The organism is Pseudonocardia sp. 73-21, assembly GCF_001899645.1.
Classification (GTDB): Bacteria; Actinomycetota; Actinomycetes; order Mycobacteriales; family Pseudonocardiaceae; genus Pseudonocardia.
The window spans coordinates 73,049-88,585 of the sequence record NZ_MKVV01000071.1 but is presented as its reverse complement, the minus strand read 5'-3'; the positions used below and the strand labels follow the sequence as shown (position 1 = coordinate 88,585).

Sequence of the window (15,537 nt, the reverse complement as noted above, 5' to 3'; positions counted from 1 at the left end):
TCTCCGCGTCGGGCCGCTCGACCGCGTGGTAGGAGGGACCCGACGCGGGCGCGCGGACCCGGCCCTCCCGGCGCCCTAAGCGGGCGCAATCGCTGTTCAGTCGTGGAAGGCCGTCAGCCGCTCGGCCTCCTCGGCGACGGCGCGGCGCACAGTGGACGGGAGTGGTGCGAACGGGGTCGGCACGACACGGCCGTCGATGAGGCGCCAGGTGCCCGCCACGCGGCCGTCGACGAGGAACGTCGGGACCGACTGCGGGATCCTCGTGGAGAAGACCTTGTCGCGGTGCTCGGTGGGCAGGACCCGGGCCCGTTTCGCGTGACCCAGCAGGAGGACGGCGTCGAAGGTCGAGAGGAAGCGCACCGGCGCCGGGGTCGCGCCGTCGGGACGCGGGGCGCCGGGCAGGTCGACCAGCGCCGTGCCGTCCGGGTCGCGCGCGGTGCGCAGCCGCATCCGGCCGAGCACCGCGCGGGCCTCGGACACGGACCAGCCGGCGTAGCGCGCCACGTCGCCGGGGCTCGCCGGGCCGAACCCCCGCAGGTAGCGGGAGACCAGCAGCTCCTCCGCGGTCGCGAGGTCGACGGGGGCCCGACGCCGCAGCCAGTCCTCCGCCAGGCCGTACACGTGTGCGCGGGGCGAGTCCCAGGTGCCGGCCGGCGGCACCCGCACGAGGTCCAGCCACAGCTGGACACCCTGGAACGTCGACCGGGGGAAGCCGTCGGCGTCGAGCCGGGCGACGATCTCGGCCTGCCGCAGCGGACCCCGCGCGAGGTGGGACCGGACGGCGGCCACGGCCGCGGCCATGTCGATGCCCTCCGCACCCGCCGGGGTACGGAGCCACAGGCGACGGCGCTGCTCCCGGACGGCCTCGGTCAGCAGCGGGTGGTCCGCAGCCGAGACCATGTGGATCGTGCTGCGCATCACCCAGCCCTGCACGATCCGCCGGTCCGTCAGCGCGTCGGTGAGGTCGGGGCGGCGGAAGCCCGCCAGCCGTGGCCAGAGCCCGACGTAGGCCGAGGGTGCGTACTGGGTCTGGAGGCCGCCGAGGCGCTCCACCGCCTGGACCGGGGTGAGCGGCGCCCGTTCCAGCAGGAGCTGCCGGGCCAGCACGGCCCGGTTGAGCTCCTGCCAGGACAGCACCCGCTCCGCCACCGCACCTCCGCCACGGCCATGATCGGTGATCCCGGGCCGACGCCGGCACCGGCCCCGGCGTGGAGCACGGTGAGGGGCCGGGGCGCGCCAGGAAATGTCGGGGTCTCCGGTCGGCATCGTGCGGTTGGCCACCGGGCGGCGGGGTACCTACCGGCCATGACGTGGCCGATGGGCGGGCGCCCGGTACCAGTGGTCGTGCGGGTGGCGGCGGGGACGTCCGCGCTCGTGACCGGTCTGCTCGGGCTCTCGGTCCTCAGCACCGGACTCGGCGTCCTCCTCGTCGCCGCGGCGATGCTGTTCGGGGCGGGCGGGCTCGTGCTGGCCCGCCGCGATCCCGGGCGTCAGGTGCTGGGCGACACCGTCTCGTGCGCGCTGTTCGGGTGCTCGTCCGTCCTCGTCGGCGCAGGCCTGACGATCGTGCTCGGCCCGGTGGGGGTGCCGCTCGTGCTGCTGGGGGTGGCGCTGGCGGGGTGGCGGCTGGCCCGCGAGTGGAGCCGCAGCCACGAGCAGCTGGGCCGGGCGCGCGAGGTGGCCACCGTGGAGCGGTTGCGGGACCTGCGCCGCAGTCTGCTCGACGAGATGGAGCGCCGCGATCCGGCCGGGTCCCGCCGGTGGACCGGCGGAGCGGGGTGGATCACCGGGGACTCGGCGCCCTTCCTCGGGACCTGACCCGGGTCTCGACGCCGACGTCCGCGGGCCCGATCTTCGCTCGACCATCCGAGGGAGCACGGTCCTGATGTGTGTCCGAGGGGGACTCGAACTCGCAGGCGTTGCACCCCTGCGTACGGCAGGGGTTCATGCGGATGACGCTAGCGGGGTCGAGCGGATCCGTCATCAGGCCGGGCTGCGCGATCACGGCCCCTCCTCGCCATGGCTCGTCGCTGCCGTGCCCGGCGGTGCGGTGTTGGGCGGTGCGGTCGCGAGCTCGGTCATGTGCGGCTCACGTGCCTGGCCAGAGCTCGGTCGAGGGCGGCGAGGTCGAACAGGCGGGGTGGGGGCGGTTGTTCGTCCGGCCAGTCCTCGACGGGCGCGTCTCCCCGGCCGCCGACGCAGGTGGGCCGGGTCGGGGTGGCGGGCGGCCCGCCGGTCTCGAGCAGCACGGTGTGGTCCCAGCAGTCGCCGAGATCGTAGCGGTAGGACAACCGGGCGCCGGCTCGGGGCAGCGCCTCGGCCAGGGTGAGCTGGTCGGAGTCGGCGCACTCCTGGAGCTCGTGGAACGGGTCGGCGTAGTGCATGCCGTCGACGGTGAAGACGTGCAGGTGGTCCCCGTCCCACTCGAACAGGACCTGGATGATCTCATGGAGTTCGGTGAGGGTGGTTGCGGCGGGCAGCCGTACTCGACGCCAGACCGGTGGGCGGAACCGGTCGAGGTCGATCCGCAGTTCGAGCACGTCGTCCTCGGTCCACGCGGTGCGGGGAGCCGGAGGTCGATCCAGTTCGGGTCGGGCCCACCGACCGAGCGCGGTGACCTTACGGGTCGCGGGATCGAGGGCGCCGCACTCGGCGAGCACCTCGATCGCACCGGTCTCGGGCAGCAGGCCGCGGCGGAACGCGTACCCGATCGTCATCTGATCGCGCAGCGGCAGCAGGTGCAGCACGCCGTCGAGGGCGTCGCCGAACTGGGGGTCGGGTAGGCCGGGTGTCGTGGTGAGGACGTCGAGAGCGGCGGCGCAGACCAGTATGGCGCCGTGGCGTCCGGGGTCGTCGGACTCGGCACGCAGGACGGCGGTGACGCCGTGCCGCCACTGGTCGATCGGGTCGTAGGTGGTCGTGTCTGCGCATGCCCGAGTCGCGCCGACGGTCAGCAGGCCGCCACCCTGTGCGGCGGTCCAGGCCCGGTGCAGTGCGGGCACGTGCGCGGCGCTGACCACCCGGCCCGGGTCGGGCAACCCGGCACTTGCGCATGCCGCGGGGATGTCGGCGCGGCGCAGCACCGCCTTCGCGGTGACCGTACGGCCGGCGCCGACGAACGCGGCCACGGCACGGGCTCGGGTGAGGAGCAGGCAGCCACGTGCCGCGTCGACAACGGCCGGTGTGGGCGTGGCCGCCTCTTCCTCCTCCGCGGCGGGATCACCCGCGCTCTCGTGATCGCGGGGCCGGATCGAGCGGCCCGAACGTTGGTCGCGTTGCAGCATGGCGCGGACCCTACCGACGGCCAGACGTCGACCGAGCACGCGATTCCCCCCTCAACGTGGCCGCGGACTTTCCATGTGCTGGAGGAAATGAGTTGGTGCAGCCAGTGGATGAGCTTGGCCCGTCATGGCCGCCAGTGCCGTGGCCACGGCGTGGATGTCGGCCTTGATGCAGGTCGTGGTCGCGGGTCCGATGCTGTCGGTGTGCCCGGCGTAGGCGCGGACGTTGCCGTAGCCGAAGTGGCGCTCGACCCCAGGTGAGGGTGGTGTGGCGCAACCAATGGGTGGAGACGCCGTGCGTGGCGACCCAGGGCAGCTGCCGGCCGAGGCTGACCGGCTGCCAGCGCAGGGTGCCGCCCTTCTCCTGCAGCCGGATCAGGCAGTTGCCCACGTCGAGGTCGGCCACCCACAGGGCGAGGTCGCCGCCCTCGCGACAGGCCCCACAGGCGGTCCATCATCGTCCAGTAGCTGCCGTAGGTGTGGTTCGCGCCGGGGCCGGCCGCCGCCCGAACGCGCGGAAGGTAGGAGCTCACGGTCGGGATCGCGAACCGCGCGGAGACCCCCAGCGACGCCGGACCCGCAGCTGTGGGCGTGCCGCCGACGGCGCGCCCACCGGCAGGCTGGTCGCTCGCGGCGCGTTCAGCGGCGTTGAGGTCGGCGAGAGTGATGCCGAGGTGGGCGAGGACGTCACGGGCGATCGCGATCCGGGCCGGGTCAGCGCTCATCCCGATGCCCTTCGTGGTTGTCCCGGCTGGGCCGTCGGTGCGGGTCGGCATCCGGGGCGAGGAGCGTCGAGACGCTCATGAGCAGCCCAGCCGCGGTCGCAGTGGGAAGCACGATGAGGCGGTTCGCGGCAGGGTCCGCGACGAGGACGACGGTCGACTCGACCGTGATGTGGCAGTGTGCGCGAGCTGCGGCCGGTAGTGTGATCGCGCCGCGGGCGTCGATCCGGCAGGACGAGGTGGGTCGGTGCGTGGGCGGCATGTGGCGCCGGTCGGCCGCGACGGGCCGGTGCTGATCGGTGCGGGCGTGATCAGCAGTGCGGTGACGTCGTCAGCGGACGCCTCGGTGAGGTCGACGTCCATATCCTCGCCGGGGCGCCACCGCAGGGCGTGCAGGATGCCGCTGTGCCGGAGTCGCCCCGATCTGTCGACCCGCGCGGTGCCGACAATCGGGATCGGCTCGGCCGACCGAGGCCGCGGCGGTGCCGGAAGCCCGGGCAGCGGGACGACGAACGGAGGTGTCGGCCGGGCTGGGCCGGGGACGACGGCACTGATCAGCCGTTCTGGGACGCGGTCGGGTCGGCCACGCGCTGGATGGGGGCTCATGGGATCAGCGTCGCCGTCTGTCGGGCCACCGTCCGCCGCGTCCTGGTCAGCTGCATCGCTCTGCGGTCCGTGCGGCTGGGACAGAACCCGTGCCGACCTGGTCGAGAATCAGCGGGGAGGGATGCGGAGGCACAACTCTCGGTGCTCAGCGGCGATGCCACCGATGGTGGTGTGCCACCGAAGCTGGTGTCCGAGGGGGGACTTGAACCCCCACGCCCGTTAAAGGGCACTAGCACCTCAAGCTAGCGCGTCTGCCATTCCGCCACTCGGACGAGCGGGCGCTGTAGTTCGAGCGCCGGGGGGAAGGATAGCCGACGCCTCCGGGCGCCCGCGACGGGACCCACGATGGTAGGAAGATCCGCATGACCAGCTCCATCACAGCGCAGGACGAGGTCGTCGAGCTGGCCTCCGAGCTCATCCGGATCGACACCACCAACACCGGCGACCCCGACACCGTCACCGGTGAACGGGAGGCCGCGGAGTACGTCGCGGCCAAGCTGTCGGAGGTCGGGTTCGAGATCGAGATGATCGAGTCGGGAGCGGCCCGGCGCGACAACGTGTTCTGCCGGCTCACGGGCGCCGACCCCACGCGGGACGCGCTGCTCGTGCACGGCCACCTCGACGTGGTGCCCGCCGACGCGAGCGAGTGGTCGGTGCACCCCTTCTCCGGCGCCGTGCAGGACGGCTACGTGTGGGGGCGCGGGGCCGTCGACATGAAGGACATGGTCGCGATGACCATCGCCGTCGCGCGGCAGTACAAGCGCGACGGGACCGTGCCGCCCCGTGACATCGTCTTCGCCTTCCTGGCCGACGAGGAGGCGGGCGGCAAGTACGGCGCGCACTGGCTCGTGAAGAACCGGCCGGACCTGTTCGAGGGCTGCACCGAGGCCGTCGGGGAGGTGGGCGGGTTCTCCATGACCCTGGCCGAGGACCGCCGCGCCTACTTCATCGAGACGGCCGAGAAGGGCATCGCGTGGATGCGGCTGCACGCCCGCGGCAAGCCGGGCCACGGCTCGTTCATCCACGACGACAACGCCGTGACGCACCTGGCCGAGGCGGTGGCGCGGCTGGGCAACCACCGCTTCCCGCTCACGATCACCGACACGGTCCGGGCGTTCATGGAGCACATGACGGAGCTGACGGGCCTGGAGTTCCCCGAGGACGACATCGAGGGCTCGCTCGCGAAGCTCGGCCCGCTCGCCCGGCTGGTGGGCGCGTGCGTGCGCGACTCGGCCAATCCGACGATGCTGTCGGCCGGCTACAAGGCCAACGTCATCCCCTCCTCGGCCGAGGCCACGATCGACTGCCGGGTGCTGCCCGGGCGGCAGGAGGCCTTCCTCGCCGAGGTCGACGAGCTGCTCGGCCCGGACGTCACCCGGTCCTGGATCACCGACCTGCCGCCCGTGGAGACCACGTTCGACGGGCCGCTGGTGGAGGCCATGGCGGCGGCGCTGCGCACGGAGGACCCCACCGCCGTCACCGTGCCCTACCTGCTCTCGGCCGGCACCGACGCCAAGGCGTTCGCGGAGCTGGGCATGCGCTGCTTCGGGTTCGCGCCGCTGCGGCTGCCGCCGGACCTCGACTTCGCGTCGCTGTTCCACGGCATCGACGAACGGGTGCCCGTCGACGCGCTGCAGTTCGGCACGCGGGTGCTGGACACGTTCCTGCGCAGCAGCTGACACCGCCGGTGGTTACGGTGGGGCGTGACCAGGAGACGACGTTCGTCCGGATGGCTCGGCCCCTGCGTCCAGGTGGCCGGGATCGCGTGGGCCGCGCCGCAGGTCGTGGCCTACCGCGCGGCCCGGATGGCCCGCGGCGGGTGGCCGCCGAGTGCCCGTGACCGCCGTGAGTACGGCCTGATGGTCCGGGAGAAGATCGAGACCGTTGTGGAGGTCGCGGGGATCGTGGCCTCGTCCCGCCGGCCCACCGTCGGCGCCGTGCTGGAACCCGTCCACCGCCGCGTGATGGCGAATCGCAGACGTCTCGCCCGAGGCTGAAGACAGAGGAGTTGGTCGTGGACCTGTCAGGGAAGGCCGCCCTGGTCACGGGCGGTGCGTCAGGAATCGGAGCAGCCGCGGTGCGGCGGCTCGCCGCCGCGGGGGCGCAGGTCGCCGTCGTCGACCGGGACGAGGCCGGGGCGGAGAAGGTGGCCGCCGAGGTCGGTGGGTTCGCCATCGCGGCCGACGTCACCGACCTCGACGCCGTGACGGGCGCGGTCGCCGCGGCGGAGGAGCGGTTCGGCCGCCTCGACGTCGTGTTCCTCAACGCCGGGATCACGGCGGGCCAGTCGGGCATCGAGGACCTCGACCTCGACGGCTACCGCCGGATCATGGGCGTCAACGTGGACCACGTCGTGTTCGGGCTCACCGCGGCCGTGCCCGCGCTGCGCCGGGCCGGTGGCGGCCACATCATCGCGACGTCGTCGCTGGCCGGGCTGACGGGCATGCCGGGTGACGCGCTCTACACACTCTCGAAGCACGCCGTCGTGGGCTACGTCCGCTCGGCCGCACCGACGCTGGCCGCGGAGAACATCACGGTCAACGCCGTGTGCCCGGGCTTCGCCGACACCCCGCTGATCGCCCACGCCAAGAGCCAGTTCGACGGGTTCCCGCTGCTCACCGCGGAGGACGTCGCCGACGCCGTCGAGGGCATCCTCGACCGCGCGGAGCCGGGGGAGTGCTGGTTCGTGCAGCCCGGCCGGGAGCCTGCGCCCTACGGGTTCCGCGGGGTGCCCGGGCCGAAGGGCAGCACGCCGCCGCCCTCGGTGAGCTGGGAGGCGCACTGATGTGGGGCTGGCAGGTCCGCGAGCTGGGGGAGCCCGCCGACGTCCTGACCTGGACCGAGATGCCCGACCCGGAGCCCGGCCCCGGCCAGGTGCTCGTGCGGGTGGCCGCGGTGGCGTGCAACTTCCCGGACATCCTGGTCTGCCAGGGGAAGTACCAGGAGAAGCCGCCGTTGCCGTTCACGCCGGGGATGGAGATCGCCGGCGAGGTCGTGGCCGCGGGGGAGGGCGCCGCCGCGAAGGTGGGCGACCGGGTGCTCGGCACGCCCCCGCCCGGCCGCGGCGGGTACGCCGAGCTGGCCGTCCTCGACGCGGCGTCGACGCTGCCCTGGCCCGACGGCATGACGCCGGCCCAGGCCGCGGGGATGTTCGTCACCTACCAGACCGGGATCTGCGCACTCGAGCACCGCGGGCGGCTCCAGCCCGGCGAGACGCTGCTCGTGCACGCCGCGGCCGGTGGGGTCGGCAGCGCAGCGGTGCAGATCGGCAAGGCCATGGGCGCGCACGTCATCGGCACGGCGGGCGGGCCGGAGAAGTGCGCGGTCGTCAAGGCCCTGGGCGCCGACGAGGTGATCGACTACTCGTCGGAGGACCTCATCGCCCGCGTCAAGGAGATCACCGGCAAGCGGGGCGCCGACGTGATCTACGACCCGGTCGGGGGCGACATCTTCGACGCCTCGCGCAAGGTCGTCGCGTTCGAGGGGCGGATCCTGGTGATCGGGTTCGTCTCCGGCCGCTTCGCCGACGCCCCCACCAACCACGTGCTCGTCAAGAACTACGAGGTCGTGGGCGTGCACTGGGGCTACTACCGGACGATGAAACCCGAGCTCATTCCGCACTGGCAGCAGCGGTTGGACGAGATGTGGGCGGCGCGCACGATCGATCCGCTGGTCGGGGTGGAGATGCCCCTGCGGGAGGCCCCGGAGGCCCTGCGCCGCCTCGCGTCGCGGGGCACCACGGGCAAGGTCGTGCTCGTGCCGTGATCATCGGCCCGGCCTCGCCCCGGGACGCGGGCGAGATCCTGACCGTCCAGCACGCGGCGTACGTCACCGAGGCCCAGCTCTACGACGACCCGCACATCGTGCCGCTGAACGACACGCTCGACGACGTGCGCGCGGCCATCGTCGCAGGTCAGGCCCTGGTGGCGCGGGACGGGAGCCGGGTGGTCGGCGCGGTCCGGGGGGTCGTGGACGGTGACGTGTGCACGGTCGCGCGCCTGGTGGTGGCGCCCGACATGCGGGGGCGCGGCATCGGATCAGCCCTGCTGGCGGCCGTGGAGGCGCGCGAGGCCGGGCGGGTCGAGCGGTTCGTGCTGTTCACCGGCCACCGGTCGGCGGGGAACCTGCGGCTCTACCGGGGTGCGGGCTACGTCGACACCCACGTCGTCGCGGTCACCGGCACCCTGAGCCTGGTGCACCTCGAGAAAACCCCCGTGCGCGGATAACAGTGTTCCCGCACTGATATCCGCGCACGACCTGCCGATACCGCCGCCCCCTGAGACCTCCAGCACGGCGGCGTTGCCCAGCTGCGCCGACCACGGGTCGATCCCGGGCCGCGGGGGGGAACGCCGGGAGGCCCAGCTTCCCGCGCGCGGCGAGGGCGGCCTTCATCCCGGCGTAGCCGAGTGCGGCCAGGAACGTGGCAACCGGGATCCGACGGCGCATGGCTCCGCCGTGGGTGATCGCCGCCGCCGGCGGATCCCTCGCGCGGGGGAGATCAGAAGGAGAGCTCCGGGAGCATGTGTTTGCTGCGCTTGCGTCGCAGCCACACCTTGCGGACGCCGCCCGGGTAGAGCCGCACCCGGGAGAGCTCCCAGCCGCCGAACTCGGCCTGGATGGCCAGACGCACCGCGGCCGTCAGGCGGGACACGTCACCGGGGAGCTGGAGGGGGCGGTACTCCCAGTCGCCCTCGGTCCAGCCTCCGGGGTGATGATTCCCCTCGCCGTCTCCCTCGACCGTGCCGGTATCTCGTGCCACCGGCCACCTCCTCGCATTCGGTTGATCGCCCAGCCTAGGCGCGGCTCGCGGACGGTGCCAGGTCCGAGTCGCGGTGTGAACCGGTTCAGCCGGGCACGCTGACGTCGTCGAGTGCGGCGCGGATCTCCGCGGGCAGCGTCACCGACTCCGTCGACATCGACGCCTGCAGCTGTGCGGCGTCCCGCGCCCCGACGACGGCCGCGGCGACCCCGGGCCGGTCACGCACCCACGACAGCGCGACGGCCAGCGGCGAGGTGCCGAGCCCGTCGGCCGCGGTGAGCACCGACTGCACGATGCGCGCCGACCGTTCGTTGCGTCGCGCCTCCACGTACGGGGCGAGCGCGGCGGAGGCGGCGCGGGAGTCGGAGGGCGTGCCCTCGGCGTACTTGCCGGTGAGGACGCCGCGACCCAGCGGGGCCCAGGCCAGCAGTCCGACACCGTGGTGCCGGGCGGCCGGCAGCAGCTCGGCGTCGGCGTCGCGGGAGAGCAGGGAGTACTCCACCTGCGCCGACACGGGGACGGTGATGCTGCCCAGCGCCCGGCCGCGCTCGGCGACCGTGGCCAGCTGCCAGCCCCGCGGCGCGACCAGGCCGGCGTAGCGCGCGCGGCCCGACATCACGGCCACCTGCACCGCGGAGAGCGTCTCCTCCAGCGGCACCGAGGCGTCGAACGGGGGGAGCTGCCAGAGGTCGATGTGGTCGGCGCCCAGCCGCTTGAGCGTGGCGTCGAGGCCGGCGAGCAGCGCACCGCGGGCCGCACCGTCGCCGAGCGGGCCGCCGGGCAGACCCCCGCGGCCGGCGATCACCAGGTACTCGCGGGGCACGCTGGCGGCCATCACCTCGCCCAGCACCTGCTGCGCGGCGCCGTCGCCGTAGCCGTCGGAGGTCTCGACGAGCGTGCCCCCGGCGTCGACGAACGCGGTGAGCTGGGCGGTGGCGCCGTCGACGTCGGTGTCCCCCTCGCCGGCACCCCAGGTCATCGTGCCGAGCCCGATGCGCGACACCTCGAGCCCGCTGGATCCCACCCGCCGCCGCTGCACGCCGCAGAGCCTATGGGGAGGGCCTGCCGATACTGTCCCCGGCGTGAGTTGGCTGGAAGTTCTGGTTCTGGGTGTTGTGCAGGGTCTGACCGAGTTCCTCCCGATCTCGTCGTCGGCCCACCTGCGGATCGTCTCCGGAGTGTTCTTCGACAACGACCCGGGAGCGGCGTTCACGGCGGTCAGCCAGCTCGGCACCGAGGCCGCGGTGATCATCTACTTCGCGAGGGACCTGGGGCACCTCGTCGCCGTGTGGTTCCGCGGCTTCCGCACGCCGATGGTGCGCATCACCGCGGACTACAAGATCGCCTGGTTGGTGATCATCGGCACGATCCCGATCGGCATCCTCGGCGTGCTGTTCAAGCACCAGATCGAGACGGTGGCCCGCAACCTCTGGCTGATCGCCACCACGATGGTCGTGTTCGGCATCCTGCTCGGGCTCGCCGAGCGCTTCGGCAGGCAGCGCACGGAGATCAACGACATGCGGCCCCGCGACGGCATCCTGCTGGGGTTCGCGCAGGCCATGGCCCTGATCCCCGGGGTGTCGCGCTCGGGCGGCACGATCACCGCAGGCCTCTTCCTGGGCCTGACGCGTACCGCGGCCGTGCGCTACTCGTTCCTGCTGGCGATCCCCGCCGTCGTCGCGGCGGGGATCTTCACCCTTCCCGACATCGGCGCGGGCGACGGTCCCAGCGGCATCCAGATGGCCGTGGCCACCCTGATCGCCGGGGTCGTCGGCTACGCGGTGATCGCCTGGCTGTTGCGCTTCGTCGCGCGGCACAGCGTCTATCTGTTCGTCTGGTACCGCATGGCCCTGGGGATCGCGTTGTTCGTGGCCCTCGGCGCCGGCTGGATCTCGGCGACGTGACGGCTGAACCGCAGTGGGGGCGTCAGCGGGTCACCGCGATCGTCGACGCTCCGGCCGCCGCGAGCCGCCGTTGCAGCTCAGCGGGGAACAGCAGGTTGGCCAGGTTGCTCTGGAGGAGGACTGCCAGCGCTCGTACGGGTGCTCGAGAGGCCACGCGGGAGCGCTACGTCGACATCGTGATCGCCGGTCTGACCGCACGCACGTAGGCTCGGTGATCGTGACCACCCTGATCCTGCTCCGCCACGGCCGCTCCTCGGCCAACGTCGCCGGCGTGCTCGCCGGCCGCACCCCCGGCGTCGAGCTGGACGAGAAGGGCCGCGAACAGGCCGACAAGGTCGTCGAGCGGCTCACCGGCGTGCCGATCGCGGAGATCGTCTGCTCGCCGATGCTGCGCTGCGAGCAGACCGTCGCGCCGCTGGCCAAGGACCGCGGGCTCACGCCCGTCACCGAGGACGACCTGGCCGAGGTCGACTACGGCAGCTGGACGGGCGGTGCGCTCAAGAACCTCGCCAAGGAACCGCTGTGGAAGGTCGTGCAGGCCCACCCCTCGGCCGCGGTCTTCCCCGAGGGGGAGGGGCTGGCCGGCATGCAGGCCCGGGCGGTCGCCGCGATCCGCAGGCACGACAAGCGGATCGCCGCCGAGCACGGGCCGCAGGCGTTGTGGGTGGCGTGCAGCCACGGTGACGTCATCAAGGCCGTGCTGGCCGACGCCCTGGCGTCGCACCTCGACAACTTCCAGCGGATCATGGTCGACACCTGCTCCATCAGCGTCGTCCACTACACCGAGACCCGCCCGTTCGTGAACCGCGTCAACGACGTCGGCGGCGACCTCTCGGGACTCATCCCGGCCAAGCCGAAGCGCCGCCGCAAGGCCCCGTCGGCACAGAAGGCGCGCAGTTCCGACGCCGTGGTGGGCGGGGACACCGGCGCCTGAACGCCTACGGGCGTGCCCTGCGCCCGGCGGTGGCCTACTCTGGAAGAGCCATGTCACGCGTCATTCATGTCTTCCGCCAGCCCGAGCGCTTCGTCGCCGGGACCGTCGGCGAGCCCGGCGACCGCTCGTTCTACCTCCAGGCGATCGAAGAGGCCCGCACCATCAGCGTCCTGCTGGAGAAGCAGCAGGTCTCGGTGCTCGCCGAGCGCATCGCCGCGCTGCTCACCGAGGTGTCGCGCCGCTTCGGCGAGGGGGTCACCGAGTCGGCGCCCAGCACCGACCTCGACCCCCTGTCCGTGCCGCTCGACGAGGAGTTCCGCGTCGGCACCATGGGCCTGGGCTGGGACTCCGACTCCAAGTCCATCGTGGTCGAGCTGCTCGCCGTCACCGAGGAGGAGATCGACGAGTCGGTGGTGCTCGACGACACCGAGGAAGGCCCCGACGCGCTGCGCGTGTTCCTCTCCCCGGAGCAGGCCCGCGCGTTCGCCGACCGCGCCGAGAAGGTCGTCTCCGCCGGCCGCGCCCCGTGCCCGCTCTGCGCCGAACCGCTCGACCCCGAGGGCCACGTCTGCATCCGGCTCAACGGGTACCACCAGAGGTCACCGGTCGCGGAGGACTGAACCCTTCGTGGACCCTCGTGATCCGGCGGTGCCGGACCTGCTGCGGCGCGGCCGCATCGACATCACCGGACGCCTGGTCGACGCGTCCAACGCCACCCTCTTCGGCACGGTGGGTCTCGACGGGGTCGAGGTGCAGTGCGTCTACAAGCCGGTGCGCGGCGAGCGCCCGCTCTGGGACTTCCCCGACGGCACGCTGGCGGGCCGCGAGGTGGCCGCGTTCCTGGTCTCCGAGGCCGCGGGCTTCGACGTCGTCCCGCAGACGATCCTCCGTCAGGACGGGCCGTTCGGGCCCGGGATGATGCAGGTCTGGGTCGACACCGACGACGAGCGCGAGCTCGTGGACGTGTGCGCGCCGAAGAAGGTGCCCGCCGGCTGGCTGGGCGTGCTGCGGGCACGCGGCGACCGCGGTGAGCCCGCGGTGCTCGCCCACGCCGACACGCCCGCGCTCAAGCGGATGGCCGCGTTCGACGTGGTGGTCAACAACGCCGACCGCAAGGGCGGGCACGTGCTCGCCGGCACCGACGGCCACCTCTACGGCGTCGACCACGGCCTGACGATGCACGTCGAGGACAAGCTGCGCACGGTGCTGTGGGGCTGGGTCGGCCAGCCGCTGCCCGCCGACGTCGTCGAGGCGCTGGAGAAGCTGCGCACCGAGCTCGACGGCACGTTCCTCGACGTGCTGGGCGAGCACATCACCCGCCGCGAGACGCGCACGCTGGTGGCGCGGGTCGCGGCGCTGCTGGACGACCCGCGCTATCCGGAACCGTCGGGCTACGGCCCGGCGATCCCCTGGCCGGCCTTCTAGCCCGCGTGCCGCTGGGTCACGTTGGGGTGACCACCGCACGACCATGAACATCGTGGTCTGGATCCTGTGGATCGTCCTCGCCGCCGTCGGTCGCGCGCTCGTGATGGCCGGCGCCGTGGTGGTGCACGTCCGGCGCGAGGAGGCGTTCATCCCGCCGCTGGTGCTCGGCGTGCTCTCCCTGGTCGTCGCCGTCCTGCGCTTCGCGTCCTAGGGTCGGGTTCATGACAACCATGCCGGCGGCGTTCATCGGGCACGGCAGCCCGATGAACGCCCTGGAGCACAACCGCTACACCGACTCCTGGGCCGCGCTGGGGCGGCGGCTGCCCCGGCCGCGCGCCGTGCTGGTGGTCTCCGCGCACTGGTACATCAACGCCACCGCGGTCACCGCCATGCGCCGGCCCCGCACGATCCACGACTTCTACGGCTTCCCCGACGACCTGTTCGCGCTGGAGTACCCCGCGCCGGGCGCGCCAGAGGTGGCCGCCGAGGTCGCGGAGATCGCCAAGCCGACGTGGGTGGGACAGGACGTCGACAGCTGGGGGATCGACCACGGCACCTGGTCGGTACTCACCCACATGTTCCCCGACGCCGACATCCCCGTCGTGCAGCTCGCGATCAACGCCGTGAAGCCGTTCGACTACCACCTGGAGCTCGGCGCGAAGCTCGCCCCGCTGCGCGAGAGCGGCGTGATGGTGGTGGGCAGCGGCAACGTGGTGCACAACCTCGGCGGCATGGATCCCCGCCGCGCCGAGTCCGGTTTCGACTGGGCGGAGCGGTTCGACGAGGCCGCCCGCGACGTCATGACCGGCACGCCCGACGCGCTGCCGTCCGTGCAGGGCTCGGGCGACTTCGACGCCGCCGTGCCCACCCCCGACCACTTCATCCCGCTGCTCTACCTGGCCGGACTGGGCGCCGCGGCCGGCCACGGGGCCGACGTGCTGGTGGACGGCTTCGCGTACGGCTCGCTGTCGATGACCGCGTACACGCTGGGCCTGCCGGGGGACGCTCCGCTGGACGGCACGGGCGCGGCCGGCTCGGTGCCGTCCGGGATCGCGCCGGAGAACACCAACATCTGACCGTCGCCCGCGGGCCCGCCGCGTGGCTGTGGATCAGCGGCCGAACGACTCGAACCAGGCCCGGTCGATCCACGGCGGCAGGTGCGGGGGCACGGTCATCGCCGTGGTCTCCCCGCGGAACGTGACGGCCGTGCTGCCGTCGTCGCGCACGCGCACCCGGATGTCCTCCAGGTTGTGCGGCTCGCCGGGGTCGGTGCCGAGCGTGGTGGCCAGGAACGCCCGCATCGGCGCCGAGTGCGTGGCCACGACGACCACCAGGTTCTCCACGTCGTCGTCGCGCTCCTCGGCGATCCCGCGCCAGAACCGGTGCGCGGCCACGTGCGGGGGCTCGAAGTACAGCGTCGGGTTGTGCAGCCAGTACTCGATCGGGCCGCCGGCCGCCGCGACCGAGCGGTAGTCGCTGTCGAAGCGGTCGTACTCGCGGGCCCAGTCGGGCAGGTCGCCGTCCAGGGTGAGCCGTTCGGTGATCGCGTCGGAGGTGTCGACGCCCTCGCCGTGCAACGAGTAGCGCAGGTTGTCGAACCACGGCTCGGGGTAGAGCGGCCCGAGGTCCACGCCGTCGGCGAGGTTCTCCGCGAGCGCGGCCCGCACGGTCACGGCCGTGGCGATCGCCCGGGCGGTGCGCGCGTGCGGCATGTGGACGGTGGTGCCCGGCTTGATCTCGGCGGCCAGCGCGGCGCCGCGGTCGCGGGCCTGCTGCTCGCCGCGCTCGGTCAACCCCAGGTCGCCGTCGTAGCCGACGGTCTCGCCGTGGCGCAGCAGGACGACCTCGTACTCAGCCATGACCGTCACGCTACGGGGAGCTCGGCCCAGCCTGGTACTGCTTGTGC

General features: G+C 73.0%; 18 protein-coding genes and 1 tRNA gene. 12 read left to right on the top strand and 7 right to left on the bottom strand.

Annotated features, from left to right (window positions below):
• Positions 1–96: 96 nt before the first annotated feature.
• Positions 97–1,149 (bottom strand): winged helix DNA-binding domain-containing protein, encoded by a 1,053-nt coding sequence (locus tag BGP03_RS22905; protein ID WP_298796949.1) that lies wholly within the window; start codon positions 1,147–1,149, stop codon positions 97–99.
• Positions 1,150–1,305: 156 nt separating this feature from the next.
• Between BGP03_RS22905 and BGP03_RS22900 the strand changes: the two genes are divergently transcribed.
• A complete protein-coding gene (locus BGP03_RS22900; protein WP_296374720.1) occupies positions 1,306–1,818 on the top strand; it encodes a hypothetical protein in 513 nt (170 codons plus the stop codon).
• Positions 1,819–2,078: 260 nt separating this feature from the next.
• Here BGP03_RS22900 and BGP03_RS22895 read toward each other — a convergent pair whose 3' ends face one another.
• A complete protein-coding gene (locus BGP03_RS22895; RefSeq protein WP_298796951.1) occupies positions 2,079–3,284 on the bottom strand; it encodes a plasmid pRiA4b ORF-3 family protein in 1,206 nt (401 codons plus the stop codon).
• Between the two features lie 1,509 nt (positions 3,285–4,793).
• Positions 4,794–4,881, bottom strand: a tRNA-Leu gene (locus BGP03_RS22890).
• Positions 4,882–4,971: 90 nt separating this feature from the next.
• Here BGP03_RS22890 and BGP03_RS22885 point away from each other — a divergent pair.
• From BGP03_RS22885 to BGP03_RS22865, 5 genes are read left to right on the top strand one after another with little or no spacing between them, the layout of a single operon-like run.
• Positions 4,972–6,288: a M20/M25/M40 family metallo-hydrolase gene (locus BGP03_RS22885; protein ID WP_296374723.1), complete on the top strand. Its 1,317-nt coding sequence runs from the start codon at positions 4,972–4,974 to the stop codon at positions 6,286–6,288.
• 24 nt (positions 6,289–6,312) lie between these two features.
• Positions 6,313–6,606 (top strand): hypothetical protein, encoded by a 294-nt coding sequence (locus BGP03_RS22880; RefSeq protein ID WP_296374725.1) that lies wholly within the window; start codon positions 6,313–6,315, stop codon positions 6,604–6,606.
• A gap of 17 nt (positions 6,607–6,623) precedes the next feature.
• Entirely contained in the window at positions 6,624–7,394 is a 771-nt protein-coding gene (locus BGP03_RS22875; protein WP_296374727.1) for an SDR family oxidoreductase, read from the top strand.
• The gene (locus BGP03_RS22870) at positions 7,394–8,374 is read left to right on the top strand and encodes an NADPH:quinone oxidoreductase family protein (protein WP_296374729.1); all 981 of its coding nucleotides are present in this window, start codon (positions 7,394–7,396) and stop codon (positions 8,372–8,374) included. Before BGP03_RS22875 ends, BGP03_RS22870 begins: the two co-directional genes overlap by 1 nt.
• On the top strand, positions 8,371–8,835 hold the full coding sequence (locus BGP03_RS22865; protein ID WP_298796954.1) for a GNAT family N-acetyltransferase: 465 nt from the start codon (positions 8,371–8,373) through the stop codon (positions 8,833–8,835). The genes BGP03_RS22870 and BGP03_RS22865 overlap by 4 nt, the downstream gene beginning before the upstream one ends.
• Before the next feature lie 272 nt (positions 8,836–9,107).
• On the opposite strand, the gene BGP03_RS22860 is transcribed toward BGP03_RS22865, so the two are convergent.
• The gene (locus tag BGP03_RS22860) at positions 9,108–9,368 is read right to left on the bottom strand and encodes a DUF5703 family protein (protein ID WP_296374733.1); all 261 of its coding nucleotides are present in this window, start codon (positions 9,366–9,368) and stop codon (positions 9,108–9,110) included.
• An 85-nt stretch (positions 9,369–9,453) separates the two neighbouring features.
• The gene (locus BGP03_RS22855; RefSeq protein ID WP_296374735.1) at positions 9,454–10,407 is read right to left on the bottom strand and encodes an aldo/keto reductase; all 954 of its coding nucleotides are present in this window, start codon (positions 10,405–10,407) and stop codon (positions 9,454–9,456) included.
• 43 nt (positions 10,408–10,450) lie between these two features.
• Between BGP03_RS22855 and BGP03_RS22850 the strand changes: the two genes are divergently transcribed.
• Positions 10,451–11,272, top strand: coding sequence for an undecaprenyl-diphosphate phosphatase (locus tag BGP03_RS22850; protein WP_296374737.1), 822 nt, complete (start codon positions 10,451–10,453; stop codon positions 11,270–11,272).
• Between the two features lie 22 nt (positions 11,273–11,294).
• Here the strand turns inward: BGP03_RS22850 and BGP03_RS22845 are convergent, their stop codons facing one another.
• Positions 11,295–11,426 (bottom strand): hypothetical protein, encoded by a 132-nt coding sequence (locus tag BGP03_RS22845; RefSeq protein ID WP_298796957.1) that lies wholly within the window; start codon positions 11,424–11,426, stop codon positions 11,295–11,297.
• A 63-nt stretch (positions 11,427–11,489) separates the two neighbouring features.
• Between BGP03_RS22845 and BGP03_RS22840 the strand changes: the two genes are divergently transcribed.
• From BGP03_RS22840 to ygiD, 5 genes are read left to right on the top strand one after another with little or no spacing between them, the layout of a single operon-like run.
• Positions 11,490–12,206 (top strand): histidine phosphatase family protein, encoded by a 717-nt coding sequence (locus BGP03_RS22840; protein ID WP_298796959.1) that lies wholly within the window; start codon positions 11,490–11,492, stop codon positions 12,204–12,206.
• A gap of 50 nt (positions 12,207–12,256) precedes the next feature.
• Complete coding sequence (locus BGP03_RS22835) at positions 12,257–12,826, top strand: DUF3090 domain-containing protein (protein WP_296374742.1); 570 nt, start codon at positions 12,257–12,259, stop codon at positions 12,824–12,826.
• Positions 12,827–12,833: 7 nt separating this feature from the next.
• Entirely contained in the window at positions 12,834–13,631 is a 798-nt protein-coding gene (locus BGP03_RS22830) for an SCO1664 family protein (protein WP_296374744.1), read from the top strand.
• 43 nt (positions 13,632–13,674) lie between these two features.
• Positions 13,675–13,842 carry a hypothetical protein gene (locus tag BGP03_RS22825; RefSeq protein ID WP_296374746.1) on the top strand — a complete coding sequence of 56 codons (168 nt, stop codon included), beginning with the start codon at positions 13,675–13,677 and terminating at the stop codon, positions 13,840–13,842.
• 10 nt (positions 13,843–13,852) lie between these two features.
• On the top strand, positions 13,853–14,707 hold the full coding sequence (ygiD, locus tag BGP03_RS22820) for a 4,5-DOPA dioxygenase extradiol (protein WP_298796962.1): 855 nt from the start codon (positions 13,853–13,855) through the stop codon (positions 14,705–14,707).
• 33 nt (positions 14,708–14,740) lie between these two features.
• Here ygiD and BGP03_RS22815 read toward each other — a convergent pair whose 3' ends face one another.
• Entirely contained in the window at positions 14,741–15,490 is a 750-nt protein-coding gene (locus tag BGP03_RS22815) for a histidine phosphatase family protein (RefSeq protein ID WP_298796964.1), read from the bottom strand.
• Between the last annotated feature and the right edge of the window lie 47 nt (positions 15,491–15,537).

Coding starts and splice junctions, on each gene's coding strand:
- BGP03_RS22900 (WP_296374720.1), top strand. CDS start 1,306: ATGACGTGGCCGATGGGCGGGCGCCCGGTACCAGTGGTCGTGCGGGTG.
- BGP03_RS22895 (WP_298796951.1), bottom strand. CDS start 3,284: ATGCTGCAACGCGACCAACGTTCGGGCCGCTCGATCCGGCCCCGCGAT.
- BGP03_RS22885 (WP_296374723.1), top strand. CDS start 4,972: ATGACCAGCTCCATCACAGCGCAGGACGAGGTCGTCGAGCTGGCCTCC.
- BGP03_RS22870 (WP_296374729.1), top strand. CDS start 7,394: ATGTGGGGCTGGCAGGTCCGCGAGCTGGGGGAGCCCGCCGACGTCCTG.
- BGP03_RS22835 (WP_296374742.1), top strand. CDS start 12,257: ATGTCACGCGTCATTCATGTCTTCCGCCAGCCCGAGCGCTTCGTCGCC.
- BGP03_RS22825 (WP_296374746.1), top strand. CDS start 13,675: ATGAACATCGTGGTCTGGATCCTGTGGATCGTCCTCGCCGCCGTCGGT.
- ygiD (WP_298796962.1), top strand. CDS start 13,853: ATGACAACCATGCCGGCGGCGTTCATCGGGCACGGCAGCCCGATGAAC.
- BGP03_RS22815 (WP_298796964.1), bottom strand. CDS start 15,490: ATGGCTGAGTACGAGGTCGTCCTGCTGCGCCACGGCGAGACCGTCGGC.